Raw genomic sequence first — 26,583 nt, 5'->3', positions numbered from 1 at the left:
AAGGAGATAGTCATGTTACTAGAGATTTTAAAGGCAATTCTTTTCGGTATAGTCGAAGGAATTACAGAATGGCTGCCTATAAGCAGCACAGGGCATATGATTCTGCTTGACCAGGTAGTCAAACTTAATGTATCCGCAGATTTTTATAAGATGTTTCAGGTAGTTATCCAGCTTGGAGCAATAATGGCCGTAGTTATATTATTCTGGAATAAATTGTGGCCTTTTTATATGAAGAAGACTAAGAGTGGTAAGAAAGCAGCTTGGAAAGATGGCGCACTTGCAATGTGGATTAAGATTATTATTGCATGTATTCCGGCAGCGATTGTCGGATTGATTTTCGATGATAAGATAGATGAATTATTCTATCATCCAATCCCTGTTGCTATTGCACTTATCGTTGTAGGTATAGTTTTTATAGTTGTGGAGAATGCAAAGAAAGGCAGCAGGCCAGCAATCAGAAGTATAGGTGAGATAACTTATAAGGCAGCAATAATAATAGGTCTGTTCCAGCTTATAGCAGCAGTATTTCCAGGTACATCAAGATCAGGTGCAACAATTATCGGAGCACTCATAATCGGAGTATCAAGAAGCGTTGCGGCTGAATTTACATTTTTCCTTGCAGTACCTGTAATGTTCGGAGCAAGTCTTTTAAAGATTGCTAAATATGCTGCTGTGGGAATGGCTATGACAGGAACAGAGTGGATAGTTCTTATTGTAGGCTGCCTTGTTGCGTTCTTTGTATCAGTATTCGTAATCAAGTTCCTTATGGGATACATCAAGAAGCATGATTTCAAGGTGTTCGGTGTGTACAGAATAATTCTTGGTATAGCAGTTATTGCGCTTAGCTTTGTATTATTTTAATTCTAATACACTTCAAGGTATGAATTGTATACATACCCGCTTGTACCATTATAATCTATAAGGGTGTAATAAGCGCCAACAGATAATATAGAACCGGTAGTCCCTCCTGGCACAACTGCAAAGGAGTGGCTGCCGTTTTTGTCTTTATGCATATTTACATAAGAAGCACCTGACACACGGTAGTTTTTAAGAGCAGATGTATTGGTTATGTGTCCATTTGCAAATGTATACGATGGCTGGGCGGCTGTTTCAGGCTGTGTGCTTTGGACTTCAGTCTGAACGGTTTCTGGCTCGGAGGATTCACAGGATGTTTCAGATGCTACAGTTGCTGCCTCAGTTTCAGTCACGACGGTGGATTCCTGTTTTGTTACATCCTGAGAAGAAGCAGTTTCTTTAACTATTACAGCAGGCGTTGTCTTAGATACAGTTTCTGAACTTACATCTTTAACAGTAACTGGCTGGGTTTCAGAATTGCTGGCAGTGTGAATGCTTTTTTCAAGACCTCCACCGGCAAAACCGATGTTTTCAAAGATGACAACTCCGGCTATAATTATTACAAGATATATACCTAAAAATATTTTAACAATAAGATTATTGATTTTCATTGTGACTAAAGACCTCATATTTTTCTATAATAAATTAATATTAGTTCTTTTTATGGGGCAGGTCAATAAAAAAAGTGATAATCCGGAGGTGTAAAATGAACATAATAGGTCACATTTCAACAGATTTTCCAACAAAATTTGGGATTCCAAGACAGAGTGGATTGATAGAGGAATTAAAAGGTGTCATAACATTTGAACCAGAATACAGACAGCCAGAGGCTTTCAGGGGATTGGAGGATTTTTCACATATATGGGTTTTATGGCAGTTTTCCAAGTCGCAGAAGAAAACTATAGCGGCAACGGTAACTCCTCCAAGACTTGGAGGGAAAGTACGAATGGGAGTGTTTGCAACAAGGTCGCCGTTCAGACCGAATGATATTGGGTTGTCATGTGTGAAATTAGAACACATAGAATATACGGCAGATAAAGGACCGGTACTATTCGTTTCAGGGGTGGATATGGTTGATGGCACGCCAATATACGATATCAAGCCGTATGTAAAATTCACAGACTCACACCCAGAGGCAAAAGAAGGATTTACGGCAGCCACTTATAACAGAAATCTTAAAGTGATATTTCCATCGGACCTGCTTGCAATAATGCCGGAAAACAAACAGACAGCAGCGGTTAAAATATTAGAGCAGGACCCAAGACCGGCTTATGATACAGACGAGTCAAGGGCTTATGGGGTAACATTTTCAGGCTTTGATATCAGATTCAAGGTGCATGGGGATGTGCTGACTGTGTTTGAAGTGGTGGATATTGAGGCGGCTGGTGGATATAAGAAGGTAAAGTGAGCTGGTGTCAATTTCACTTGATAATCCAGCTAAAATGTGCTTTACTTATATGGACTAGATAAACAATTAATGTTGCAATCAAGATTAAGGAGGAGCTATATGAGAGTTGGAATGGGATATGATGTTCATAAACTGGTTAAAGACCGTAAGCTTATCATGGGCGGAGTTGAGATTCCATATGAATTAGGTCTGCTTGGACACTCTGATGCAGATGTGCTTCTTCATGCCATTATGGATGCATTACTGGGTGCGGCTGCACTTGGAGATATAGGAAAGCATTTCCCGGATACAGATGACAGATACAAGGGAATATCAAGTATCAAGCTTCTGGAAGAGGTTGGAAAGAAGATAGATGAGGCTAATTATATTATAGAAAATATTGATGCTACTATTATTGCACAAAAGCCTAAGATGCGCCCATATATTGATGATATGAGAAAGAATATCGCAGATGCTTTAAAGATTGATGTTGACAGAGTCAATGTTAAGGCTACTACAGAAGAGGGACTTGGATTTACCGGAAGTGGAGAGGGTATTTCTTCACAGGCAATATGCTCACTTAATTCTGTTTCTAATTATATATACGGCGCGGCTGATATGACAAACTGTAGACCTGACTGTGGTGGCTGCATGGGCTGTCAGAACAAATAGAACTGACAATACATTCGCAGCTTTAATTCATATAATATAATTAAGAATAGAAAAGTCAGGATTAACAGATTATGAAATATAGAGATTATGTAAAGCAGGAAATAGCAGTAATAAAGGACAGAGACCCTGCTATTAAGTCGGATAAAGAGGTATATCTTTATCCTAGTTTTAAGGCAATACTTAAATATAGAAAAGCCCATAAGTTATATCTTAAGGGCGAATATTACAAGGCAAGAAAGATTTCACAGAAAACTGCAAGACAGACTGGAATTGAGATACATCCGGGAGCGCAGATTGGCGAAGGACTTTTTATTGACCACGGACATGGAGTTGTTATCGGAGAGACAGCTATTATCGGTAACAATGTAACACTTTATCAGGGCGTTACACTTGGAGGAACAGGCAAGGAACAGGGAAAGAGACATCCTACTCTGGGAAATAATATTATGGTAGGAGCAGGAGCAAAGATTCTTGGCTCAGTTACCATAGGTGATAACTGCAAGATTGGTGCGGGTTCTGTTGTATTAAAGGATGTGCCGGCGAATTCTACAGTGGTTGGTGTTCCAGGAAGAGTTGTTATTCAGGATAGCGTAAGACTGTTTGATGATTTAGACCAGATACATCTTCCAGATCCTGTTATGCAGGATATCGAGAACTTAAAGCAGGAGAACGCAAGACTTATGAAGAGACTTGCACACCTTGAGAACAGCGTCAATGAAAGCCGCAGCTCGTATGATGATAACTAAAGTGTGATTATGAAAGGAAATCTGACATGAGGATTTATAATACTTTATCCAGAAGAAAAGAAGAGTTTAAGCCATTAGAAGAAGGTAAGGTTAAAATGTATGTCTGCGGACCTACTGTATACAACCTTATTCATATTGGTAACGCAAGACCTATGATTGTATTTGATACAGTAAGAAGATATCTTGAGTACAAGGGATATGATGTTAATTATGTATCTAACTTTACAGATGTAGACGACAAGATTATTAAGAAAGCTAATGAAGAAGGTGTATCTGCTGAGGAGATTTCAACAAGATACATTGCTGAATGTAAGAAGGATATGGAGGGCATGAATATTAAGCCTGCAACAACACATCCTCTTGCAACTCAGGAAATCGGCGGAATGATTGATATGATACAGACTCTTATTGACAAGGGATATGCTTATGAAGTCAATGGGACTGTATATTACAGAACAAGAAAATTTGCAGAATATGGAAAGCTGTCTAAGAAAAATATTGATGATTTAGAGGCAGGACACAGAGATGAGGCACACAGTCTTAAGGTTACAGGTGAGGATGAGAAGGAAGATCCACTTGATTTCGTTCTCTGGAAGCCTAAGAAAGAAGGAGAGCCATCATGGCCATCTCCTTGGAGCGATGGAAGACCGGGCTGGCATATTGAATGCTCTGTTATGTCTAAGAAGTACCTTGCTGACGAAATCGACATCCATGCAGGTGGAGAGGATTTAATATTCCCTCACCATGAGAATGAGATTGCACAGTCAGAGGCAGCTAATGGAGTACCATTCTCTAAGTACTGGATGCACAATGCATTTCTTAATATTGATAACAAGAAGATGTCTAAGTCTTTAGGCAATTTCTTTACAGTAAGAGATATAAGCAGGGAATATGACCTTGAAGTGTTAAGATTCTTCATGTTAAGCGCACATTACCGCAATCCTGTTAATTTCAGCCATGACCTTATGGAATCAGCAAAGAACGGATTAGACAGAATCTTAACTGCAGTTGATAATTTAAGACATCTGTCAGAGAATGCCAAAGATGTTACAATGACAGAGGATGAGAAGAAGATAATAGCTTCTATAGATGACATTTATAAGAAATTCGAAGATTCGATGGACGATGATTCAATACAGCAGACGCAATATCAGCTATATTTGAACTTGTAAAGCTTGCTAACTCTAATTCAAGCTCAGATAATTCCAAGGAATATATCGATACTCTTATGAAGAAGATTACAACTCTCACAGATATTCTTGGACTTAAGACAGACAAGAAGGAAGAAATGCTTGATGAGGATATCGAGGCACTTATTGCCGAGAGACAGCAGGCAAGAAAAGATAAGAATTTTGCAAGAGCTGATGAAATTCGAGATGAGTTATTAGCAAAGGGAATTATTCTTAAGGATACAAGAGAGGGCGTAAGATGGAGCAGAGCCTAGATAACGACCTTGTAAAATGCATATATGAAGGCCTGGATATGAAGCATACAGAGCCTTCGCAGTTATCACCTCTTGTCCTTGCATATATCGGGGACAGCATATATGACCTTGTCATTAAGACATGGGTTATAGAACAGGGGAATATGCAGGTTAATAAGCTTAACAAGAAAACGAGCAGTATTGTTAAGGCTGAATCCCAATCTGCCATGATAGGTGTAATAGAGCCAATGCTCAGTGAACATGAGGAAGCTGTGTATAAGAGAGGACGTAATGCAAAGTCATACACATCTGCCAAGAATGCAAGCATTGGAGATTACAGAAGAGCAACGGGTTTTGAGGCTCTTATGGGATATCTGTATCTTAGCGGGCAGTATGAGCGGATGATGGAACTGGTTAAAGCAGGACTGGAAAGCCTTGAGTTAAAGTAGAGCCGGCAAAGCAGAATCCATATCTGTAATGGATAACTGGATTCTGCTTTGTTAATATTAAGGAGAAATATATGAGATACAATGAATTAACATTTCAGGGAAGAAATGCTGTATTAGAGGCATTCCGCTCTGGTAAAACTATTGATAAGCTTTTTATTCTTGACGGCTGTCAGGATGGACCAATAAAGAGTATTGTCAGAGAAGCAAAGAAAACAGATGCAATTATCAATTATGTTGATAAGGAAAGACTCGACAGACTTGCAGGAACAGGACATCATCAGGGAGTTGTTGCCATTGGTGCAGCTTATGAATATGCAGAGGTTGAGGATATACTTGCAGCAGCTAAGGAAAAGGGAGAAGATCCATTTATATTCATTCTTGATGAGATAGAGGATCCTCACAATCTTGGTGCTATTATAAGAACTGCTAACCTTGCAGGTGCACATGGAGTTATTATTCCTAAGAGAAGAGCTGTCGGACTTACAGCAACTGTAGCCAAGACATCAGCGGGCGCGATTAATTACACACCTGTAGCCAAGGTTACTAATATTTCACAGACAATCGAGGAACTTAAGAAGCAGGGACTCTGGTTTGTATGCGCTGATATGGGCGGGGAGACAATGTATAATCTTAATCTCAAAGGACCTATCGGCCTTGTTATAGGTAATGAGGGCAATGGAGTAAGCCGTCTTGTTAAGGACAAATGTGATTTCATCGCATCAATTCCTATGAAGGGTGATATTGATTCCTTAAATGCCTCAGTTGCAGCAGGTGTTCTTGCATACGAAATAGTCCGTCAGAGACTTAATTAGGGAGTTTTTTATGAAATATTTGGAAGAGTATCCTGATGAAGAGCTTATTGATATGTACAGGGCAGGTGATGAGCAGGCAATTGAGTACATATTTGAAAGATATAAGTATATAGTGCGAAAGAAAGCAAAGGCCATGTTTCTTGCCGGAGGAGACAGTGATGATTTAATTCAGGAGGGAATGATAGGTCTTTATAAGGCTGTCCGTGACTATGATAAGCAAAAGGATGCTTCTTTCATGACATTTGCAGGGATGTGCATAAACAGGCAGATTCTTAATGCAGTTACAGCTTCTAACAGAAAGAAGAATACACCACTTAATACATATGTTTCTTTTGATGAGCCGGTCAATCCAGAGGATGATTCTCAGGTAAAGCTGGTGGATGTACTAAAGTCTGATAAGGAACAGAATCCGGAAAGACTTTTTATTGATCAGGAAAATGCTGAAAGCTTAGAAGATAAATTATACAGCGTGCTAAGTGATTTTGAGAAAAATGTACTGGAATTATATATGTCTGGAAAAGATTATATAGCTATTGCGCAGATGCTTGATAAGCCGCCAAAATCTATAGATAATGCTATACAAAGGATAAGGAATAAAGTTGACAAAATAACCAACCTATAATATTATGAATAGGTGTGTTAAGACACATGCTATTGTAGCTCAGGGGTAGAGCACTTCATTGGTAATGAAGAGGTCACGGGTTCAATTCCCGTCAATAGCTTAATTTAATGTTTGTGTTTTTTAAAACAGATTGGAGGACGCTATGGTAAAAGCTATTGTAGGTGCTAACTGGGGTGATGAAGGAAAAGGTAAGATTACTGATATGCTTGCCGAAGAATCAGACATCATCGTAAGATTCCAGGGAGGAGCTAATGCGGGACATACTATTATTAATGATTATGGAAAGTTCGCGCTTCATCTTTTACCTTCGGGAGTTTTCTATAACCATACAACAAGTGTCATTGGCAACGGCGTAGCTCTTAATATTCCATATCTTGTTAAGGAATTAAAGAGCCTTACAGACCGTAATGTACCAATGCCTAAGATTCTTGTATCAGACAGGGCACAGATTCTTATGCCATATCATGTTGCATTTGATACATATGAAGAAGCAAGACTTGCTGGTAAATCATTTGGTTCTACCAAGTCAGGTATTGCTCCATTCTATTCAGATAAGTATGCTAAGATTGGTTTCCAGGTTAATGAATTATTTGGAGATGAGCAGGAACTTAAGGAAAAGATTGCCAATGTATGTACATTAAAGAATGTTATGCTTGAGCATCTCTATCATCAGCCACTTCTTAATGAAGAAGAGATATTTAATACTCTTATGGAATATAAAGAGATGGTTGAACCATATGTATGTGATACATCAGCATTTTTACATCAGGCACTTAAAGACGGAAAGAAGATTTTACTTGAGGGTCAGTTAGGTTCTCTTAAGGATACTGACCATGGTATATATCCAATGGTAACTTCATCATCAACATTAGCTCCTTATGGTGCTATTGGTGCTGGTATTCCGGCTGCATCAATTACAGATGTTGTTACAGTTGTTAAGGCATATTCTTCAGCAGTTGGTGCCGGAGCATTTGTAAGCGAAATCTTTGGTGATGAGGCAGATGAACTCAGGCGCAGAGGTGGAGACGGTGGTGAATTCGGAGCTACTACAGGACGTCCTAGAAGAATGGGATGGTTCGATGCAGTTGCTACACGTTATGGTGTAAGAATGCAGGGAACAACAGAGGTTGCTCTTACAGTTCTTGATGTACTTGGATATCTTGATGAGATTCCAATGTGTGTTGGATATGAGATAGATGGAAAGATTACTAAGGATTTCCCAACTACTCCACAGCTTGAGAAGGCTAAGCCGGTATTAAAGACTATGCCAGGCTGGAAGTCAGATATCAGAGGAATTACTAACTATGAAGAGCTTCCTGTCGAGTGCCGTAACTATATTGAGGCTATTGAGCAGGAAATTGAAGCCCCTATCACAATGGTATCTAATGGTCCTGGAAGACATGAGATTATCCACAGAAAGAGTAAATTTTCTAAATAATAACATTTAACATTACCGTATCTGCAGTACAACAGTTTTGCAGATACGGTCTTTTTATAGGTAATTGGAGGTAAATCCCTCTCCTCACCTGAGGGGAATGTGCTTACAATAAGCACATGGATTTTGCTTCGCAAAACAAGGAGGAATATATGAAGTTTAATAAATATTTTGACCACACTAACTTAAAGCCGGAAGCGACTAAGGATGATATCCGTACATTATGTGAAGAAGCAAAAAAGTATGATTTTGCATCAGTATGTGTTAATGGAATGTATACAGCATTTGCAAAAGAATGTCTTTCCGGAAGTGATGTTAAGACATGTGTTGTTGTTGGATTTCCGCTGGGAGCTATGAGTACAGACGTAAAGGCTTATGAGACTAAGAAAGCCGTAGAAGATGGTGCAGATGAGATTGATATGGTTATTCCTGTAGGACTTCTTAAAGCAGGTGAATATGATGCTGTGTATGAGGATATTAAGGCAGTAAGGGATGCATGTGCAGGAAAGGTTTTAAAGGTTATATTCGAGAACTGTCTTCTGACTGATGAGGAGAAGATTAAGGCGTGCGAACTGTCTGTTAAGGCAGGAGCTGATTATGTCAAGACTTCAACAGGATTCTCTACAGGAGGTGCAACAATAAGTGATGTTGCACTTATGAAAGCCCATGTGGAAGGAAAGTGTAAGGTTAAAGCGGCAGGCGGAATAAGAGATTACAACACAGCAGCTGCCATGATAGATGCCGGAGCTGACAGGCTTGGAACAAGCGCTACAATTAAGATCATGGAAGGAAGGCAGTAAAATTACTGCTTATTCCTTCCTGAAAGAATCTTGTATACAAGTGTCATTGCATATATTACAACAGGAAATACAATGTCTGTGAAGAGCAGACCTGTAAATACTTTATGACATGCTTCATTATTGATGAATGCAAGTATAAGTGTGGCAAGTATCATGATTCCCCAAAGTATTACTGCTGCCATTGCAGCAAATCGTTTTAATCGTTTCATGAATAAGACCTCCAATGTCAGATACTTAATAATATACATTACATTGGCATGCCGCTCAAGTTATTTATAAAAATGTTGCGTAACAGATAAAAAATGTTATAATTGAATGACGATACACATTATTAATAATATTTATTTGAAAGGTAACAATCAGACATGGCATTATTAGAAACATGGAGAAAACTCGCATACGAGACAGAGATGGATCAGAAGAATGCTTCAGAATTCTGGGGCTCATATTTTAATCAGGAGAAGGCTATCTATGAGCAGATTCTTTCAGATCCTGATACAGTAGTTAAAGGAACAGTTAAGGAATTAGCAGAGAAGTTCGGCGTAGAAGTACTTCTTATGACTGGATTCCTTGATGGTATCAACGACAGCTTAAAGACTCCTAATCCAATTGAGACTATGGATGAGGATACAGAAGTTAGTCTTGATTATGATAAAGAAAAACTTTATTACAACATGGTAGGATGTAAGGCAGACTGGCTTTATGAATTACCACAGTGGGATAACCTCCTTGATGAGCAGACAAGAAAGGATCTTTACAAGAAACAGAAGCTTTCTGGAACTGTTGTTAAGGGAAAGAAGATTGGAAGAAATGATCCATGCCCATGTGGTAGTGGCAAGAAATATAAGCAGTGCTGTGGAAAGAATGCATAGCTTTTAAACACTAAGACCTGCCATTATATGGCAGGTCATTTTAATGATAAGAGGTAATTATAATGGACGCATATACAGGTTTTGCATATGTTTATGATGAGTATATGGATAATATTCCATATGAAGAATGGGGACAGTACATGATTGCTCTCCTTAAGGAGAATGGTGTGCATGCTGATGCATCGGTGCTTGAATTGGGCTGTGGAACAGGAACTGTAACAAGAATGCTTGCTAAGGAAGGCTATGAATGTGTTGGACTTGATATGTCTGAGGACATGTTGTCCATTGCTTCTGAGAAAACATTTGAAGAGGGAACACAGGTTATATATACATGTCAGGATATGAGAGATTTTGAAGTACCTTATGAATCTGATGCGATGATAAGTATAGGTGATTCTATGAATTATATTACATCTGTTCCTGACCTTGAATGTGTATTCAGATGTGTAAGTGAGAACCTTAAAAAAGGTGGAGTATTTATATTTGATTTAAAGACGATACATTTTTTTAAGGATATACTTGCTGAGAATACATATGCTGAGAACAGGGAAGATTCTGCATTTATATGGGATAACTATTATGATGAGGAAGAGCGTAACAATGAATATGAGCTTGCTGTGTTTGTTAAGAATGAAACTGGTGCATTTGACAGATTCGAAGAACAGCACTATCAGCATGGCTTTACTATAGATGAGGTAACAGGGGCGGCCAGGAAGGCTGGACTTACCGTGAAAAATGTGTATAATGCATTTACTAAGGATGAACCTGACGATGAGTCAGAGAGATTATATTTTGTGATTGAAAAATGATAAGGAGATAATTATGGGTGATTATATTGTTAGAGCCACGGCAGCAGGCGGACAGGTAAGAGCATTTGCTGCTACGACTAAAGGTCTTGTTGAAGAAGCAAAAGAAAGACATAACATGAGCCCTATTGCAACTGTTGCACTTGGAAGACTTCTTACAGGTGGTGCGATGATGGGCGCAATGATGAAGAATGACGCAGATATTCTTACTGTGCAGATTAAGGGTAATGGTCCAATCGGAAGCATGACTGTTACAGCTAATCCTAAGGGAGAAGTTAAGGGGTTCGTTGGCAATCCACAGGTTATGCTTCCACTTAAGGATGGAAAGCTTGATATTGCAGACGCAGTAGGAATTGGTGTATTAAGTGTAATTAAGGATATTGGACTTAAAGAGCCATATGTTGGTGATACTATTCTTATTACAAGTGAGATTGCAGATGATCTTACTTATTATTTTGCAAATAGTGAACAGGTTCCATCTTCGGTAGGACTGGGTGTTCTTATGAATAAAGACAATACTGTTGAGCAGGCTGGAGGATTTATTATTCAGCTTATGCCAGGGGCAACGGATGAATTTATAGATAAGCTTGAGGCAAGAATTAAGGAGATTAAGTCTGTTACAGCCATGCTGGAGGAAGGGATGACTCCTGAACAGATTCTGGAACATATTCTTGGTGATATGGAGCTTGAGATTCTTGATACTATTCCAACAAAGTTTTACTGTAACTGTTCGAAGGACAGAGTGAGCAAAGCTGTTATCAGTGTAGGAAAAGAAGAAATCCAGAAGATGATTGATGATGGCGAGCCAATTGAGGTCAACTGCCACTTCTGTAATTCACATTATACATTTACAGTTGATGAGCTTAAGGAAATGTACGACTGCTGTACAAGATGAATCTCAGGCTTATGGAGGTACACATGAATAATATTATACTTATAGGCATGCCGGGAAGCGGAAAAAGCTCGCTTGGAGTAGTGCTTGCCAAGAAGATAGGATTTGGATTCATTGATTCTGATCTTGTTATTCAGGGTAGAGAGGGAATGACTCTTGAAAGAATAATTGAAAAGCATGGAGATGCAGGATTTATACAGATTGAAAATGAAGTGAATTGTTCAATCAATCCACACCACACAGTTATTGCAACAGGTGGGAGTGCTGTATACGGAAAAGAAGCAATGGAACATTTTAAAGATATTGGTACTGTGGTTTATCTTGAACTTCCACCAGAATCACTTGAGGAAAGACTTGGAAGCCTTAAAGAGCGTGGGGTTGTGTCTAATGGAAAGACAACTGTAGAAGAAATATATGCTGACAGGGTTGCACTTTATAAGAAATATGCAGATATTACACTTAATGAGCAGGGAAAGCAGATAAGAGAAACTGTGGAGATGCTGTATGATATTATAATTAATAAAGATCAGTATAATTAAACAACTGGTTGAACTATGTAAGAATTTAGGGTAAAATAACTTTTACCCTTTTAAATACGAAAACAAGGAGGAATACCATGGAAAACGAAGCTCTTTCTAAGAACTTTATTGAGCAGATTATAGATAAGGATATTGAGAGTGGCCATTGTAAGAAGGTCATTACAAGATTTCCACCAGAACCTAATGGATATCTTCATATTGGACATGCCAAGTCTATATTATTAAATTATGGACTTGCAAAGGAATATGGCGGACAGTTTAATATGAGATTTGATGATACTAATCCTACTAAGGAAAAAGTTGAATTCGTAGACTCTATTAAGGCAGATGTTGAATGGCTTGGAGCAGAGTGGAACGGAGACGTTCTTTTTGCATCTGATTATTTTCCACAGATGTATGAAGCAGCAATCAGACTTATTAAGAATGGCAAGGCTTATGTTGATGATTTGTCTGCTGATGAGATAAGACAGTACAGAGGAACACTTACTGAACCAGGTAAGGAAAGTCCATACAGAAATCGTTCTGTTGAAGAGAATCTTCAGCTTTTTGAGGAGATGAAGGAAGGCAAATATGCAGATGGAACTAAGGTTTTAAGAGCTAAGATTGATATGGCATCTCCTAATATTAACATGAGAGATCCTATTATTTACAGAGTAGCTCATATGACACATCACAGAACAGGAGATCAGTGGTGCATATATCCTATGTATGATTTTGCACATCCTATTGAAGATGCAGTAGAGGGAATTACACATTCTATCTGTACACTTGAGTTCGAAGATCACAGACCTCTTTATGACTGGGTTGTAATTGAGACAGGATATAAGACATCTCCAGAGGAGAATCCTAAGCAGATTGAATTTGCAAAGTTATATCTTACTAATGTTGTAACAGGTAAGAGATATATCAAGAAGCTTGTAGAAGATGGAATTGTTGACGGATGGGATGATCCAAGACTTGTATCTATTGCAGCTTTAAGAAGAAGAGGATTTACTCCAGAGGCTATTAAGATGTTCGTAGAGCTTGTTGGTGTTACTAAGGCACAGGGTTCAGTTGAATATCCAATGCTTGAATATTGTATAAGAGAAGATTTAAAGCTTAAGGTTAAGAGAATGATGGCTGTTCTTGATCCTGTTAAGCTTGTTATTGATAATTATCCTGAAGGTCAGGTTGAATATATGGAAGTGGCTAATAATCAGGAGAATCCAGAGATGGGAACAAGAAAGGTTCCATTTACCAAGGAACTTTATATTGAGAGAGAGGACTTCATGGAAGAACCTCCTAAGAAATATTTCAGACTTTTCCCTGGCAACGAAGTACGTCTTATGAATGCATATTTTGTTACATGTACTGATTTTGTTAAGGATGAGGACGGAAAGGTTACTGAAGTTCATTGTACTTATGACCCTGAGACTAAGGGTGGTAACTTCACAGGACGTAAGGTTAAGGGAACTATTCACTGGGTTTCTGCTACAGAAGGTTGCAAAGCAGAAGTCAGATTATACGAGAATATTGTAGATGAAGAAAAGGGTGTTTACAACGAAGAAGATGGTTCTATGAATATCAATCCGAATTCTAAGACTGTTCTTACAGAGTGTTATCTTGAACCAGAGCTTATGAAATCTGTAAGTGGAGATAAGTTCCAGTTTGTAAGAAATGGCTATTTCTGTGTTGATAATAAAGATTCAGAACCGGGTAAGCCAATATTTAACAGGATAGTTTCACTTAAGAGTTCATTTAAGTTGCAGCAATAAAGATGTATTGGAGACTATTAAAAAGAATTAGCACTAAAGGGGCGTATAATCATTATGAACAGGGTTAAAGCTTTTGTACAGAAGATATGGACCTATGATCTGGTTCACACAGCAGTCTATTCTATTGTTCTTGAACTAATAGTTGAATGTTTTAACAGAAGAGGAATAATGGGACTTGCATTTCCATTTATGCATCCGGTTATTTTTATATACAATACACTTATAATAATGACAAGCATGACACTTGCATTATTCTTTAAGAGAAGAATGTTTGTGTATAGTGTGGTTTCTATTGTATGGATTGGATTGGCACTTACTAATTTTATAATACTTTCTTCAAGAAAAACGCCATTTACGGCGATGGATTTTTACCTTATAAAAGATGCTATAAAGGTTGCGGGATTATATGTGAGTGTTATACAGATTATTCTTATTGCATTGCTGGTTATAGCGGTTATTGCAGGACTTGTTTTTCTGTGGCGGAAAGCTCCAAAGCTTGAAGTGACAATTAAGAAAACAAAGTTTGTTGCATATGCAGCAGTACAGATGATACTTGTATTTCTTGCAGCATATGGAATGGGAATTACTCTTCTGTTTACAGGAACTGTTGAAGGTCACTTTGGTAATCTCGCTCAGGCATATAAGAAATATGGATTCAGTCACTGCTTTGTCAGCAGTGTGCTTGACCGGGGAATTAAAAAATCAGGAGATTATTCTGAGGAATATATGGATTCACTTAAGAATGATCTTGATAATGTTGATGTCGAAGCGAGCGAAAAGACTCCTAATATTATATTTGTCCAACTGGAGTCTTTTTTTGATCCTACACATGTAAAAGGAATAACTTTATCAGAGAATCCGCTGCCTAATTATCAAAAACTTGTATCTGAATGTTCTTCAGGATATCTTTCGGTTCCATGTTTTGGAGCAGGAACATGTAATACAGAGTTTGAAGTACAGACAGGAATTAATATTGATGATTTTGGACCAGGTGAATACCCATATAGAACAATTATGAAATCCAAGGTATGTGAGTCTATGGCCTATGACCTTAAGAAGCTTGGTTATTCAACTCATGCAATACACAATAATGATGGAACATTCTATGATAGAAATCTGGTGTTTTCACATCTGGGATATGAAACATTTACTTCAATTGAATATATGGATGGGTTTGAAGAAACGCCTATGGGATGGGCTAAGGATTATATTCTTACAGGAGAGATTACTAAGGCACTTGATTCAACAGCTGGAACTGACTATGTGTTTACAATATCTGTACAGGGACATGGTGATTACCCGTCTACACCAATGGAAGGATACACACCAGAGATTAAAGTGACTAACTTTCCAGTTGCAGAACAGCAGGCATCATTTGAATATTATGTAAATCAGATTCATGAGATGGATAATTTCATAGGTGAGCTTATACAGTCTTTATCAGAGAGAGATGAAGAAACTGTACTTGTACTTTATGGAGATCATTTACCTACATTTGATTTTACAGATGAAATGCTTACTAATGGAGATAAATTCCAGACACAGTATGTAATCTGGAGCAACTTTGATATGGACAGACAGGAAAAGAATATTCAGGCATATCAGTTGTCTGCGTATGTAATGAAAAGGCTTGGTATATCTGAAGGATATATCATGAAATATCATCAGTCAAAGCAGGAACTTCCAGAGGATGAGTATTTGAAGAAACTCAAAATTCTGGAATATGACATTCTGTATGGTAAAAAGGAAATTTATGGTGGAGAAACACCATATGAGGCTACTGATCTTAAGATGGGTATTGATAATATTGAGATAACAGATGTCTATAATTATAATAATACAGTGTTTATAGAGGGCAGTAGTTTTAACGATTACAGTTGTGTTCTGATTAACGGAAAAGAATATACCACGGAAAAGGTGAGTGACCGTCTTTTAAGAGTTAATGGTATTAATGTAAAGAAGGACGATGTAGTTGTTGTCGCACAGAAGGGTGATGACAAAGTTGAACTCAGCCGTACAACTTTTACAGTAAAACAACAGAGTAAGAAAAACGCACAACAACAGTAAATGTGCTATCTTTAATTGACAGCAGGTACCTGAAATGGTAATATTAGTAAGGTGTTTCAAACATCAAGATTTTTTTTGGAGGTACTTGAAATGAAGGGTACAGTTAAGTGGTTCAACAACCAGAAGGGTTACGGCTTTATCAGTGATGAGTCAGGAAAGGATGTATTTGTACATTACTCTGGACTTAACATGGAAGGCTTCAAGTCTTTAGAGGAAGGCGCTCAGGTTGAGTTTGATGTAACAGATGGCGCAAAGGGTCCTCAGGCTACTAACGTAACAAAATTATAATCGGTTGTTTTCAGTGTGCCTTTTTTATATTATATATAGAAAGATATATTGTAACACAATAGGATTATGGGGGCGGTCACAATTAATATTGGACCGCCTTTTTTAATAATATAATCTGGAGGTTTTATGGAGAATTTAAATATTAATTATGACAAGACAGTGAGTAATGCAACTGTCAGTATGATATCGGCAGGTGCAATACTTGTTATATCTGTTCTGATAGTTCTTCTTGTGCTGGTAATTAAGAGATGGAAGGGAAGATTTATACCTTTGGCATTAGGTGTTCTTTCGTATGCTGTGTTTGGGTTTATGTTTTCACAGCTTTTAATGAGTGTTCTTTCGCTTATACCTAATGTTGACCAGTCATTTACGTATAATACCAATGCATATGTGGTTATATATAATATTCTGTTTGCTACAGGTTTTGGTATTGCAAGATGGTTCACGGCAAAGATGATGACTGACAGATATAACAGATCCGGGGATGTGCTTATGGCAGGAACGGGGCTTGCAATTGGGGATACCGTTATTACTTATGCATTGTCAATGTTTACATTTTTTGTATATGCACAGGCAATATCAGCTAATGGATTAGAAAAATTTATCTCGGATATGTTTAACAGCGGAATGGCTGAGAGTGATGTAATTACATTGTATACTTCAAATGTGTCACAGCTGGTTGATTCGCCTGCGATTCTGTGGTTTTTAATTGCTGTATCTGCAGTTCTTGATATTGCACTTAATATAATGCTGTTTATGGTTGTATATGGCGTGGTAAGGAAACAGGTTAATTATATGTATGCATATTATGCGATAATTGCACAGTTTGTTTCTAATATAATGTTCCAGTTATATAATGCATTTTCACTTACTAATATTATTGTTTTGTTTATTGTAAAGCTTGTGATTGTAGGAGGAATAGTTTTATTTATCAAGCAATTCATTATGAAGGAGATAAAATACTCAAATGACTGATGTGAAAAAAGGACTAACAGCAGATGAAGTAGAGCAGTTAACAAATGATGGCATGGTCAATGTGTCAGTTGGAAAACAATCCAAGACCATTGGCCAGATTGTTGCGGGCAATGTATTTACATATTTTAACCTGATATTTGCTGTATTTGCTGTTCTTCTGGCTCTTGTAAGGTCATATAATAATATGACATTTCTTCCGGTAATTATTTCTAATATGTTTATTGGAATAATACAGGAGATAAGAGCTAAGAAGGTTCTTGATAAACTTACGGTGGTTAATGCACCTAAGACATCGGTTATAAGAGAGGGACAATTACATACTATAGCTTCGGAGACTCTGGTTAAGGGAGATTTGTGCGTATTTTCAGCTGGAAACCAGCTGAGTGCAGATGCAATTCTTGTTGATGGGTTTGTTCGTGTCAATGAATCATTAGTTACTGGTGAGTCTGACGAGGTTGTCAAGAATGCCGGGGATATATTACTCTCCGGCAGTTTTATTGTATCCGGAGAATGTAGGGCTGTGCTTACAAATGTCGGTCTTGATGCATATGCAGCAAAGCTTGCAATAGAAGCAAAGGCAGGGCGAAAGAAACACAAAACAGATATGATGCAATCTCTTGATAAGCTTGTTAAGACAATCGGTGTCCTTATAATACCTATAGGAGCCGGACTGTTTTTACAGAGCAGATTCGCAGTCGGTGGCTCAATAAAGAGCAGTATAGATTCAATGGTAGCCTCTCTTGTTGGAATGATTCCAGAAGGACTGTATCTGCTTGCAAGTGTTGCACTGGTTGTCAGCGTTATGAGACTTGGAAAGAAAAATGTTATTGTACATGAGATGAACTGTGTAGAAACACTGGCGAGAGTTAATGTGTTGTGTGTTGATAAAACTGGAACAATAACCAGACCAGATATGTCAGTTACTCATGTTGAGATATTAGATTACACAGATGATTATGGAAAGCATACTGATTACCATGAAACAGAGAGAATTATAAAAAATGTAGTGGCGGCAATCAGCTCTGACAATGCAACAATGGAAGCAATACATTCGTATTATAGAATTGAGGAGGAATGTGAATGTGACCAGGTATTTCCATTTTCTTCTCAGAATAAATACAGTGGTGCGAGATATGGGAAAGATGTATATCTGTTAGGAGCACCTGAATATCTGCTTCTTGATTCATATCCGGATTATAGGAATATTATTGATAAGTATTCATGCAATGGAGAGAGAATTGTCGTGTTTGGGCTGGCAAATGAGCAGATAACAGGAGAGGCTGTCACAAAGGCAATAACTCCTATGGCTTTTATAATCCTTGAGAATGAGATAAGAGAAACGGCAAAAGAAACATTTGAATATTTTAAAAAGCAGGGGGTCGCAATCAAAGTTATATCTGGAGATAATCCGCTGACTGCATCAAAGGTTGCAATACGGGCAGGGATAGATGATGCCACATATTACATAGATGCGACGACGCTTAAGACAGATAAGGATATAGCAGATGCGGTTCAGAAATATACTGTTTTTGGAAGGGTTATCCCGGAACAGAAGAAAAAGATTATAGAAGCATTTAAGATGGCAGGCAATGTTGTGGCAATGACAGGTGACGGAGTTAATGACGTACTTGCATTAAAATGTGCTGACTGCAGTGTTGCAATGGCATCAGGAAGTGAGGCTGCCAGCAATGCGGCACAGATAGTTCTTCTGGACTCAGATTTTTCAAAAATGCCTGATGTTGTTGGAGAAGGAAGAAGAGTTGTCAATAATATTAAGCGTTCAGCATCACTGTTTCTTGCAAAAAATATATTTTCAATGCTTCTTACGATATTCACACTTATATCGGTTAATCTGTATCCTTTATATCCGACCCAGTTATCATTCTTAGGAATATTTACGATAGGTGTACCGGCTTTCTTTCTGGCATTGCAGCCTAATAAGAGTCTTATAAAGGGAGATTTTCTGCTTAATGTAGTACTAAAGGCGTTGCCTACAGGTCTGACGGACTTTATTGTAGTTATGATTATAGCAATATATGGCAATTGCACAGGTGCACCGCATGAGCAGACGGCGACTGCAGCAACTCTTGTGCTTCTTACGGTGGGTATGGCAGCACTGATAAGAGTATGCAAGCCATTCGATATAATAAGAGTATGTGTATGCGTTGCAATGGCATGTGGAATTTTATTTTCAATGATATTTTTACGCTCATTATTTGCAATGGTTGTATTAAAGGGGCTGGCACTTAATCTTACTGTTATTATGATGGTTCTGTCGCTGCCTCTGTACAGATATGTATGCAGGATGACGGCATGGCTGATAGATTTCCTTGAGAACCATAACCGTCATTTCAGACACCTGCTTAAAGGTTAATATATTAAAATGTATTACTGCTTATTTAGAGCTTTTTCAGAGAATTCAGTTGTTACAAGGCTGTTGTAAGGAACTGGAGATTTAAGCTCGCCAGCCTGTGTAAGAATGTCCTGTAAAAGATTAAAACTGTCTTCGGTGAATACAGTGGAGGTTTTCCATGTATCCTGTGATTTATATCTTTCAACAATTGCGGTTATTGTTGCAATATCGGTTTCTTTAAACTGAGGTGCAATGATGGCCGCAATTTCTGCTGATGAATGTGTATTGACATAATCAAGCCCCTTCTGTGTAGCGTTAGTGAATTTCTGGATTACATCAGGATGCTTCTGGATATAGCTTTTCTTTGCACAATATGCTGTGTAAGGAACATAGCCGCTTTCTACACCGAGTGAGGCGATAACATGGCCTTCGCCCTGCTGTTCAAGTAAAGTTGCAGAAGGCTCAAATTCAACTGTGTAATCACCTATTCCAGATGTAAATGCGGCAGATGTTGAACCAAAATCAACATTTTGAAGGATTTCAAGGTCTGTTTCAGGCTCAATATTATTCTTCTTCAGAATATATTCAAACAGCATCTGAGGCATACCGCCGGCTCTGCCGCCGATAACAGTTTTTCCTTTAAGTTCAGCCCAGTCAAAATTATCATTGGCTTCCCTTCCGACAAGGAAATTGCCGGCACGCTGTGTAAGTCCGGCAAAGTTGACAGCATAGTCATCAGAGCCTTCAGCATATACATAGATTGATGATTCAGAACCCATGAATCCAATATCTGCATCACCGGATATTAAGGCTGTCATTACCTTGTCAGCACCAAAACCATTAGTTACGGTAAGCTCAAGCCCTTCGTCGGCAAAATATCCATTTTCAATGGCAACATATTGTGGTGCATAGAATATAGAGTGTGTAACTTCGCAGAGAGTGATTTTTTTAACAGAATTGTCTGCTTTTTCTTTGTTGCAGGCAGTCATAGGGAGACAAAGTGTTACAATAATAGTAAGGGTGAGGAGCAAAGATATATATTTTTTAAGATGTCTCAATGTAAATCTCCGTTGTAGATGCTTTTATTGTTATAGTATTATGGCGGCGGCGTTTGGTTACAAAAAAGGAACAAAGATATTGTCATTAATTATTGGATTTGCTAAAATAGTTATAATATGGAGAGTGAATAGCTTATGGAAAAATATAAAGAAAAAGTAAAGGACGTTATGGTTATAGGCCATAAGAATCCGGATACGGATTCAATATGTTCAGCGATATGCTATGCAAACTTAAAAAATAAGATAACAGGAACAGATAATTATGTTCCAAAGCGTGCTGGACATATTAATGAGGAGACACATTTTGTACTTAACAGATTCGGAGTGAAGGCACCGGAATACATTAAAGATGTACGTCCTCAGGTAATGAATATTGAGATAAGACAGACTCCTGGCATCGATAAGAATCTTTCAGTCCGCAATGCATGGAAGCTGATGGATACACTTAATATTGTGACATTGCCAATCACAGAAGGCCGGGAACTGACAGGACTTGTGTCTATTGATGATATTGCCAAGTCATATTTTGAATCATTTGATAACAGGGTTTTATCCAATGCTAAGACAAGCTTCGCTAATATCGTTGAGACACTTGAAGGAAGAGTGATAACAGGCGATGCCAGTGAGATATTTGACAAAGGCAAGATGCTTATTGCAGCAGCTAATCCTGATATGATGGAAAGTATGATAGATGAAGGAGATATTGTAATTCTTGGTAACAGATATGAATCGCAGCTCTGTGCAATAGAGATGGAGGCAAAATGCCTTATAATATGTGAAGGTGCCAGGGTATCCAATACAATCGCCAAGGTTGCTAAGAGTCACGACTGTATTATTATTGAGACGGATTATGATACATATACTGTTGCAAGACTTATGAATCAGGCTATTCCTGTAGGCTTCTTTATGACACCAAGAGACAGGATAGTGTGCTTTAAGACAACAGATTATGTTGAAGATATACAGGAAATCATGACTAAGAAAAGGTTCAGGGATTTCCCTATTGAGGATGAAAATGGTAATTATGTAGGAACTATTTCAAGAAGAAATCTCCTTCGTTCAGGAAGAAAGAAGGTTATTCTTGTTGATCACAATGAAAGAAATCAGGCGGTTAACGGAATAGAAGATACAGAGATTCTTGAGATAATTGACCATCACAGATTAGGCCCTATCCAGACTATCACGCCGGTATTTTTTAGAAATCAGCCACTTGGCTGTACAGGTACAATCATTTATAAGATGTATCAGGAAGCAGGGATTGAGATAGAACCAGTTATAGCAGGACTTATGTGTTCTGCAATTATATCTGATACATTAATATTCAAATCACCAACATGTACAACAGATGATATAGAGGCGGCAACAGAACTTGCAAGGATTGCAGGTATCGATCCTGAAGTATATGGAAGGGAAATGTTTGGTGCAGGAAGTAATCTTGACGAGAAGACTGACAGAGAGATATTCTATCAGGATTTTAAGAAGTTCACGATTAATGATGTTACTATAGGCATTGGTCAGGCTAATGCAATGGGACCTGAGGATATAGAGAAAATAAAGTTAAAAGAGCTGCCGTTTATTGATACAGTTGTAGGAGATGGCGGACTTGATGTTGTATATTTCCTTATGACAGACATATCTGCAGAGTGCTCTTATGTACTGTGTTCAGGAAAGAATGCTGATACGATAATGACTCTTTCATTCGGAGTTGACAAACAGAAAGATACATATATACTAAAGAACGTTGTTTCAAGAAAGAAACAGTTTCTTCCAGCTATAATGGAAGCTATGGAACAGTAGAGGAAATGGAGAATAGTGATGAAGGCATTACGAAAGAATGATCCTTGCTGGTGTAATAGTGGAAAGCAGTATTGTGACTGCCATATGGAATTTGACAGAAAGTTAGATAATTTCAAGAGAAAGTTCCACAAAATACCACCAAGAAGTATTATTAAGAATGAAGAACAGCTTGCAGGAATGAGAGAAAGCAGCAAGATTAATATTGCGGTACTTGATTATGTTGCAGAGAATATTCATGCAGGAATGACAACACAGGATATAGATGACCTGGTATATCAGAAGACAACCGAGATGGGCGGAATTCCGGCGCCACTTAACTATGAGGGATTTCCTAAGAGTGTCTGCACTTCAATTAATGAGCAGGTATGTCACGGAATACCATCTAGAAATATCCAGTTACTTGATGGAGATATAATTAATGTTGACTGTTCAACAATACTCAATGGATATTTCTCAGATTCATCAAGAATGTTCTGCATAGGCAATGTTTCACCTGAGCACAAGAAGCTGGTAGATGTTGCCAAAGAATGTGTAGAGTTAGGTCTTGCACAGGTAAAGCCATGGGGACATCTTGGAGATGTTGCCGCAGCAATCAATGATCATGCCAGGGCTAACGGATATTCAGTAGTAAGAGAAGTTGGCGGACATGGAATAGGTCTTGAATTCCATGAAACCCCATTTGTAAGTTATGTAATCAAGAAGGGAACTGGCATGGTTATGGCACCGGGGATGGTCTTCACAATCGAGCCTATGATTAATGCGGGACTTCCTGACATATACATAGATGAGGGCAATAACTGGACAATATATACAGATGATGATTCGTACTCAGCACAGTGGGAAATAATGGTTCATGTGACTGAGGACGGATATGAGGTTATGTCCTATTAAGATAGATGCTGCTATATATAAATACAGCAGTATATATCCTGACAGGACATACAACAATAAGTGAAAAGCTCCATATACTGTAGTGATACATGTATATGGAGCTTATTTTATGATGATGACACAACAGGTTCCGGCGATGTGCTATGTACCGTGGCAGCGTTGGGATGAATTATATGAGCCTTCGCGGGCAATTATGCGGGGGACTATGTTTCCTGTACTTGATAAACCATTTACAGGAGGCAGGGCATGAATTGTTGTAATAATATAAGAAATGAAAAAGCTATGATTATGAAGAATATTTATGAACTTGGCTTTGCACTTGTTGAGACTATGCTTTATCTTGATACTCATCCGGATGATGCTGCAGCTATTGAATATTATGCAGAAATTAAGGATAAATATGTGCAGTTTATGAAAAAATATTCAGATTATTATGGACCTCTCAGTATGGAATATATGGTAAATGACAATTACTGGATGTGGGTGGCAACACCTATGCCATGGGAATACAAGGGAGGTATGTGATATGTGGAATTATGAGAAGAGACTTCAGTATCCGATTAATATAAAGAATTGCAATCCTACACTGGCAGCAATGATTATTTCACAGTATGGTGGACCTGACGGCGAGCTGGGAGCATCAATGAGATATCTTTCACAAAGATATTCTATGCCATACAGGGAGGTTGCCGGACTGCTGACTGATATCGGCACGGAAGAACTTGGTCATCTCGAGATGGTCAGTACAATGGTTCATCAGCTTACAAGAAATCTTACAATGGAACAGATAAAAGGAACTCCGTTTGAGGCTTATTATGTTGACCATACGGTTGGTGTATGGCCGCAGGCTGCAGGAGGTGTACCTTTCTGCGCAATTGAATTCCAGTCAAAGGGTGATGCAATAACTGATATTGCAGAGGATATGGCAGCAGAGCAGAAAGCGAGAAGTACTTATGATAATCTGTTAAGACTCTGCCGCGACGATCCGGATGTGTATGAACCGTTGAAGTTCTTAAGAGAAAGAGAAGTTGTACATTTCCAGAGATTTGGTGAAGCAATGTCAATTATACAGAGCAAGCTGGATTCTAAGAACTTCTATGCATATAACCCGGAATTTAAAAAATAAGAAATAGAATGATATTAATAAAATATTATGATAGAATACATTTATAAAAGACTGATTAAAGGAGTACTTATGAAAGAAAAGATATATACAATACCTGTTAATGATGCATTTTCATCAGATTGCGAATGTCCGATTTGTTCAATGTATAAGGCATTAGAGGATGATGCAGTAAGTTATACAATGGGACCCAGCTACATGGAGGATGATATAAGAGCCATGACAGACAAGAAGGGTTTCTGTCAGAAGCATCTTAAGAAAGTGTATGACTGTGAGAACAGACTAGGCTTTGCACTTGTCATGAAGACACATCTTGACAGGGTGATTAATGATATTGAAAGTCTGCAAGATGGTAAGGTTGCAGGAAAGTCAATGTTTAAGAAGGCTGATAAGCCAGCGGTGACTGCATATACCGAGCAGCTTGAAAGCACCTGCTTTGTATGCGAGAGGATTGAGGATACATTTGAAAGATATCTCGATACTATATTTCACATGTATAAGCATGATGCTGAGTTCAGACAGAAATATAGCGAAAGTAAAGGCTTCTGTACCAAACATTATGGAATTCTTATTGAGCGTGCAGCTAATTCTTTAAAGGGTGATATGTTAGATGAGTTCATAAAGACGACTAACAGTCTCTATATAGAAAATATGAAGCGGGTAAGGGATGATGTAGAGTGGTTTATTAATAAGTTCGACCACAAGTATATTGATGAGCCATGGAAGAATGCAAAGGATTCTCTTGTCAGAGCCATGATAAAGGACGGTTCGTATATAGCGGATGAACCTGGAAAGAAGAATATAAGATAATAAAGGCCCCACAGCTCAAGTAAGACTGTGGGGCTTCTTTCTTGCATTATAAATGTGCCTTAATACGTAAAAGTAACAGAATACAGTGTATAACCTGTTCGCTCGGTAGCTTTGTATGAATAAGATAGCTGGACACCCGCATTAGATACGGCTGATTTTAAATCAAGGTCTGATATAGTTGTGAACTCAATGTGGTCTGAGCGGCTTTTGATGCAGCGTAGTATATATCTGTCAAGGTCATACTGTGTTCCGACAGAATGAAGCTTTGCCTGAACAGGATATGTATATATATATCCATTGGCAGGATTGGCATCGTTGATATCAGACGTCCAGGTATGGTCGATTGCCATATCTGAATCAGATATATTGAAATAGCTGTGGTCAATATATTCCGGTGAACCGCCAACAGGATCATCCCATGTTACATCTACCTGATACCAGTCGCCGTTAATTTTTACGACATTCCATATATGCTGGTCGTTACCGGCTTTTCCTGAAATAGTGTAATTCTCGATTCCTAACATATCCATAAATGTTTTGAAACTTTCTGTATAACCGCTGCAGACAGCCTTTCCGTTAATCATGGCATCGTATGCGTTGAATGTCGAACCACCATTATCAATGTATGTTATATGTGATACAAGATAGTCGTGGATTGCCAGTTCATTTTCATAATCGCTCCTGGCAGGGGAGGTTACTTTGGCAAGAACTTCTATGTATTTGTTATAGAGTTCAACCTGACGGCTGTTTAACTGAGAAGTGTTTCCTGAATTAAAAGCTTTAATAATTGCATAATTATCCCAGCATTCAAATGTTACAACAAGGTTATAACCATCTTTAATTCTGCGGTATTCACATTTTATCTGCTCAATTCCGCTTATTCTTGTCAGCCATTCATTGGCATCTATAAGGTCAGAGTCGGGAACAAATATATTACATGAAGTCTGGTTATCCGACATAGCTTCTATAATGAAATTAATAATATCTTCTGTGTCAGTTGCTTTATTATCAAATGCTGTATATGAAATCTCTGTAGAACTGTCAGAGCTGTTATCATTCGTAAACGGTAATGTGCAGCCATACAGGGATGCAAGAATTACGACTCCGGTTAAAAGAGACGCCCAATATTTTATGTGTTTCATGTGTGGTCTCCTGAA

30 protein-coding genes, 1 tRNA gene and 1 pseudogene are annotated in these 26,583 nt (G+C 38.2%); 28 read left to right on the top strand and 4 right to left on the bottom strand.

Going from position 1 to position 26,583, the window contains the following annotated elements; translation table 11 throughout:
• Window positions 1-12: 12 nt before the first annotated feature.
• Window positions 13-861: an undecaprenyl-diphosphate phosphatase gene (locus DW963_RS10525; RefSeq protein ID WP_117915640.1), complete on the top strand. Its 849-nt coding sequence runs from the start codon at window positions 13-15 to the stop codon at window positions 859-861.
• A gap of 2 nt (window positions 862-863) precedes the next feature.
• On the opposite strand, the gene DW963_RS10520 is transcribed toward DW963_RS10525, so the two are convergent.
• Window positions 864-1,466 (bottom strand): hypothetical protein, encoded by a 603-nt coding sequence (locus DW963_RS10520; RefSeq protein ID WP_117915638.1) that lies wholly within the window; start codon window positions 1,464-1,466, stop codon window positions 864-866.
• A gap of 95 nt (window positions 1,467-1,561) precedes the next feature.
• Between DW963_RS10520 and tsaA the strand changes: the two genes are divergently transcribed.
• From tsaA to deoC, 12 genes and pseudogenes are all read left to right on the top strand, one after another.
• Window positions 1,562-2,263 carry a tRNA (N6-threonylcarbamoyladenosine(37)-N6)-methyltransferase TrmO gene (gene tsaA, locus DW963_RS10515; protein ID WP_117915636.1) on the top strand — a complete coding sequence of 234 codons (702 nt, stop codon included), beginning with the start codon at window positions 1,562-1,564 and terminating at the stop codon, window positions 2,261-2,263.
• A gap of 99 nt (window positions 2,264-2,362) precedes the next feature.
• The gene (gene ispF / locus DW963_RS10510) at window positions 2,363-2,914 is read left to right on the top strand and encodes a 2-C-methyl-D-erythritol 2,4-cyclodiphosphate synthase (protein ID WP_055288207.1); all 552 of its coding nucleotides are present in this window, start codon (window positions 2,363-2,365) and stop codon (window positions 2,912-2,914) included.
• A 71-nt stretch (window positions 2,915-2,985) separates the two neighbouring features.
• Complete coding sequence (cysE, locus tag DW963_RS10505) at window positions 2,986-3,660, top strand: serine O-acetyltransferase (RefSeq protein WP_117915634.1); 675 nt, start codon at window positions 2,986-2,988, stop codon at window positions 3,658-3,660.
• A gap of 26 nt (window positions 3,661-3,686) precedes the next feature.
• Window positions 3,687-4,832 carry a cysteine--tRNA ligase gene (gene cysS, locus DW963_RS10500; protein WP_502694421.1) on the top strand — a complete coding sequence of 382 codons (1,146 nt, stop codon included), beginning with the start codon at window positions 3,687-3,689 and terminating at the stop codon, window positions 4,830-4,832.
• A pseudogene (locus DW963_RS14170) lies at window positions 4,808-4,867 on the top strand (hypothetical protein); the annotation flags it as partial. The gene cysS and the pseudogene DW963_RS14170, both read left to right, overlap by 25 nt.
• A gap of 21 nt (window positions 4,868-4,888) precedes the next feature.
• Window positions 4,889-5,104 carry a CysS/YqeB C-terminal domain-containing protein gene (locus DW963_RS14165; RefSeq protein WP_502694420.1) on the top strand — a complete coding sequence of 72 codons (216 nt, stop codon included), beginning with the start codon at window positions 4,889-4,891 and terminating at the stop codon, window positions 5,102-5,104.
• Window positions 5,089-5,532 (top strand): Mini-ribonuclease 3, encoded by a 444-nt coding sequence (locus DW963_RS10495; RefSeq protein WP_012738741.1) that lies wholly within the window; start codon window positions 5,089-5,091, stop codon window positions 5,530-5,532. Before DW963_RS14165 ends, DW963_RS10495 begins: the two co-directional genes overlap by 16 nt.
• 71 nt (window positions 5,533-5,603) lie before the next feature.
• On the top strand, window positions 5,604-6,344 hold the full coding sequence (rlmB, locus tag DW963_RS10490; RefSeq protein ID WP_022098802.1) for a 23S rRNA (guanosine(2251)-2'-O)-methyltransferase RlmB: 741 nt from the start codon (window positions 5,604-5,606) through the stop codon (window positions 6,342-6,344).
• Between the two features lie 10 nt (window positions 6,345-6,354).
• Window positions 6,355-6,966 carry an RNA polymerase sporulation sigma factor SigH gene (sigH, locus tag DW963_RS10485; RefSeq protein WP_117915633.1) on the top strand — a complete coding sequence of 204 codons (612 nt, stop codon included), beginning with the start codon at window positions 6,355-6,357 and terminating at the stop codon, window positions 6,964-6,966.
• Window positions 6,967-6,994: 28 nt separating this feature from the next.
• Window positions 6,995-7,066 (top strand) — tRNA-Thr (locus tag DW963_RS10480).
• Between the two features lie 42 nt (window positions 7,067-7,108).
• Entirely contained in the window at window positions 7,109-8,404 is a 1,296-nt protein-coding gene (locus tag DW963_RS10475; protein ID WP_055215745.1) for an adenylosuccinate synthase, read from the top strand.
• 149 nt (window positions 8,405-8,553) lie between these two features.
• Window positions 8,554-9,201, top strand: a complete 648-nt coding sequence (deoC, locus tag DW963_RS10470) for a deoxyribose-phosphate aldolase (protein ID WP_117915631.1) — start codon at window positions 8,554-8,556, stop codon at window positions 9,199-9,201.
• Window positions 9,202-9,203: 2 nt separating this feature from the next.
• On the opposite strand, the gene DW963_RS10465 is transcribed toward deoC, so the two are convergent.
• Window positions 9,204-9,410 carry a hypothetical protein gene (locus DW963_RS10465; protein WP_117915629.1) on the bottom strand — a complete coding sequence of 69 codons (207 nt, stop codon included), beginning with the start codon at window positions 9,408-9,410 and terminating at the stop codon, window positions 9,204-9,206.
• Between the two features lie 156 nt (window positions 9,411-9,566).
• On the opposite strand from DW963_RS10465, the gene DW963_RS10460 reads away from it, so the two are divergent.
• The 9 genes from DW963_RS10460 (at window position 9,567) to DW963_RS10420 (ending at window position 19,768) form a co-directional block, all read left to right on the top strand.
• Window positions 9,567-10,073, top strand: coding sequence for an SEC-C metal-binding domain-containing protein (locus DW963_RS10460; RefSeq protein ID WP_117915627.1), 507 nt, complete (start codon window positions 9,567-9,569; stop codon window positions 10,071-10,073).
• 62 nt (window positions 10,074-10,135) lie between these two features.
• Entirely contained in the window at window positions 10,136-10,882 is a 747-nt protein-coding gene (locus tag DW963_RS10455) for a class I SAM-dependent DNA methyltransferase (protein ID WP_117915625.1), read from the top strand.
• 13 nt (window positions 10,883-10,895) lie between these two features.
• Window positions 10,896-11,774 (top strand): Hsp33 family molecular chaperone HslO, encoded by an 879-nt coding sequence (hslO, locus tag DW963_RS10450; protein ID WP_117915623.1) that lies wholly within the window; start codon window positions 10,896-10,898, stop codon window positions 11,772-11,774.
• Between the two features lie 23 nt (window positions 11,775-11,797).
• Complete coding sequence (locus DW963_RS10445; RefSeq protein ID WP_243004276.1) at window positions 11,798-12,310, top strand: shikimate kinase; 513 nt, start codon at window positions 11,798-11,800, stop codon at window positions 12,308-12,310.
• Window positions 12,311-12,387: 77 nt separating this feature from the next.
• Window positions 12,388-14,064, top strand: coding sequence for a glutamine--tRNA ligase/YqeY domain fusion protein (locus DW963_RS10440; protein ID WP_117915621.1), 1,677 nt, complete (start codon window positions 12,388-12,390; stop codon window positions 14,062-14,064).
• A gap of 54 nt (window positions 14,065-14,118) precedes the next feature.
• Complete coding sequence (locus DW963_RS10435) at window positions 14,119-16,131, top strand: LTA synthase family protein (RefSeq protein WP_117915619.1); 2,013 nt, start codon at window positions 14,119-14,121, stop codon at window positions 16,129-16,131.
• A 90-nt stretch (window positions 16,132-16,221) separates the two neighbouring features.
• Complete coding sequence (locus tag DW963_RS10430) at window positions 16,222-16,419, top strand: cold-shock protein (RefSeq protein WP_022098789.1); 198 nt, start codon at window positions 16,222-16,224, stop codon at window positions 16,417-16,419.
• Between the two features lie 126 nt (window positions 16,420-16,545).
• Complete coding sequence (locus tag DW963_RS10425) at window positions 16,546-17,394, top strand: YhfC family intramembrane metalloprotease (protein ID WP_117915617.1); 849 nt, start codon at window positions 16,546-16,548, stop codon at window positions 17,392-17,394.
• Window positions 17,387-19,768, top strand: a complete 2,382-nt coding sequence (locus DW963_RS10420; RefSeq protein WP_117915616.1) for an HAD-IC family P-type ATPase — start codon at window positions 17,387-17,389, stop codon at window positions 19,766-19,768. The genes DW963_RS10425 and DW963_RS10420 overlap by 8 nt, the downstream gene beginning before the upstream one ends.
• Before the next feature lie 14 nt (window positions 19,769-19,782).
• Here the strand turns inward: DW963_RS10420 and DW963_RS10415 are convergent, their stop codons facing one another.
• On the bottom strand, window positions 19,783-20,805 hold the full coding sequence (locus DW963_RS10415) for an ABC transporter substrate-binding protein (protein WP_502694419.1): 1,023 nt from the start codon (window positions 20,803-20,805) through the stop codon (window positions 19,783-19,785).
• Window positions 20,806-20,940: 135 nt separating this feature from the next.
• Between DW963_RS10415 and DW963_RS10410 the strand changes: the two genes are divergently transcribed.
• The 6 genes from DW963_RS10410 to DW963_RS10385 all read left to right on the top strand — a co-directional run bounded on the left by DW963_RS10410 (window position 20,941) and on the right by DW963_RS10385 (window position 25,426).
• Window positions 20,941-22,602, top strand: a complete 1,662-nt coding sequence (locus tag DW963_RS10410; protein WP_117915614.1) for a putative manganese-dependent inorganic diphosphatase — start codon at window positions 20,941-20,943, stop codon at window positions 22,600-22,602.
• Between the two features lie 18 nt (window positions 22,603-22,620).
• Window positions 22,621-23,493: a methionyl aminopeptidase gene (locus tag DW963_RS10405; RefSeq protein ID WP_195367232.1), complete on the top strand. Its 873-nt coding sequence runs from the start codon at window positions 22,621-22,623 to the stop codon at window positions 23,491-23,493.
• A 109-nt stretch (window positions 23,494-23,602) separates the two neighbouring features.
• Entirely contained in the window at window positions 23,603-23,743 is a 141-nt protein-coding gene (locus tag DW963_RS10400; RefSeq protein WP_117915610.1) for a spore coat associated protein CotJA, read from the top strand.
• Window positions 23,740-24,018 carry a spore coat protein CotJB gene (locus tag DW963_RS10395; RefSeq protein ID WP_012738763.1) on the top strand — a complete coding sequence of 93 codons (279 nt, stop codon included), beginning with the start codon at window positions 23,740-23,742 and terminating at the stop codon, window positions 24,016-24,018. Before DW963_RS10400 ends, DW963_RS10395 begins: the two co-directional genes overlap by 4 nt.
• Window position 24,019: 1 nt before the next feature.
• Entirely contained in the window at window positions 24,020-24,619 is a 600-nt protein-coding gene (locus tag DW963_RS10390) for a manganese catalase family protein (RefSeq protein ID WP_022098783.1), read from the top strand.
• Window positions 24,620-24,688: 69 nt separating this feature from the next.
• Window positions 24,689-25,426, top strand: a complete 738-nt coding sequence (locus tag DW963_RS10385) for a DUF6062 family protein (RefSeq protein WP_117915608.1) — start codon at window positions 24,689-24,691, stop codon at window positions 25,424-25,426.
• Between the two features lie 59 nt (window positions 25,427-25,485).
• On the opposite strand, the gene DW963_RS10380 is transcribed toward DW963_RS10385, so the two are convergent.
• Window positions 25,486-26,568 (bottom strand): transglutaminase domain-containing protein, encoded by a 1,083-nt coding sequence (locus DW963_RS10380; RefSeq protein ID WP_117915606.1) that lies wholly within the window; start codon window positions 26,566-26,568, stop codon window positions 25,486-25,488.
• Window positions 26,569-26,583: the final 15 nt, after the last annotated feature.

The organism is Eubacterium sp. AM46-8 (genome assembly GCF_003466705.1).
GTDB lineage: Bacteria > Bacillota > Clostridia > Lachnospirales > Lachnospiraceae > Lachnospira.
This window is presented reverse-complemented; position numbering and strand designations above follow the sequence as displayed.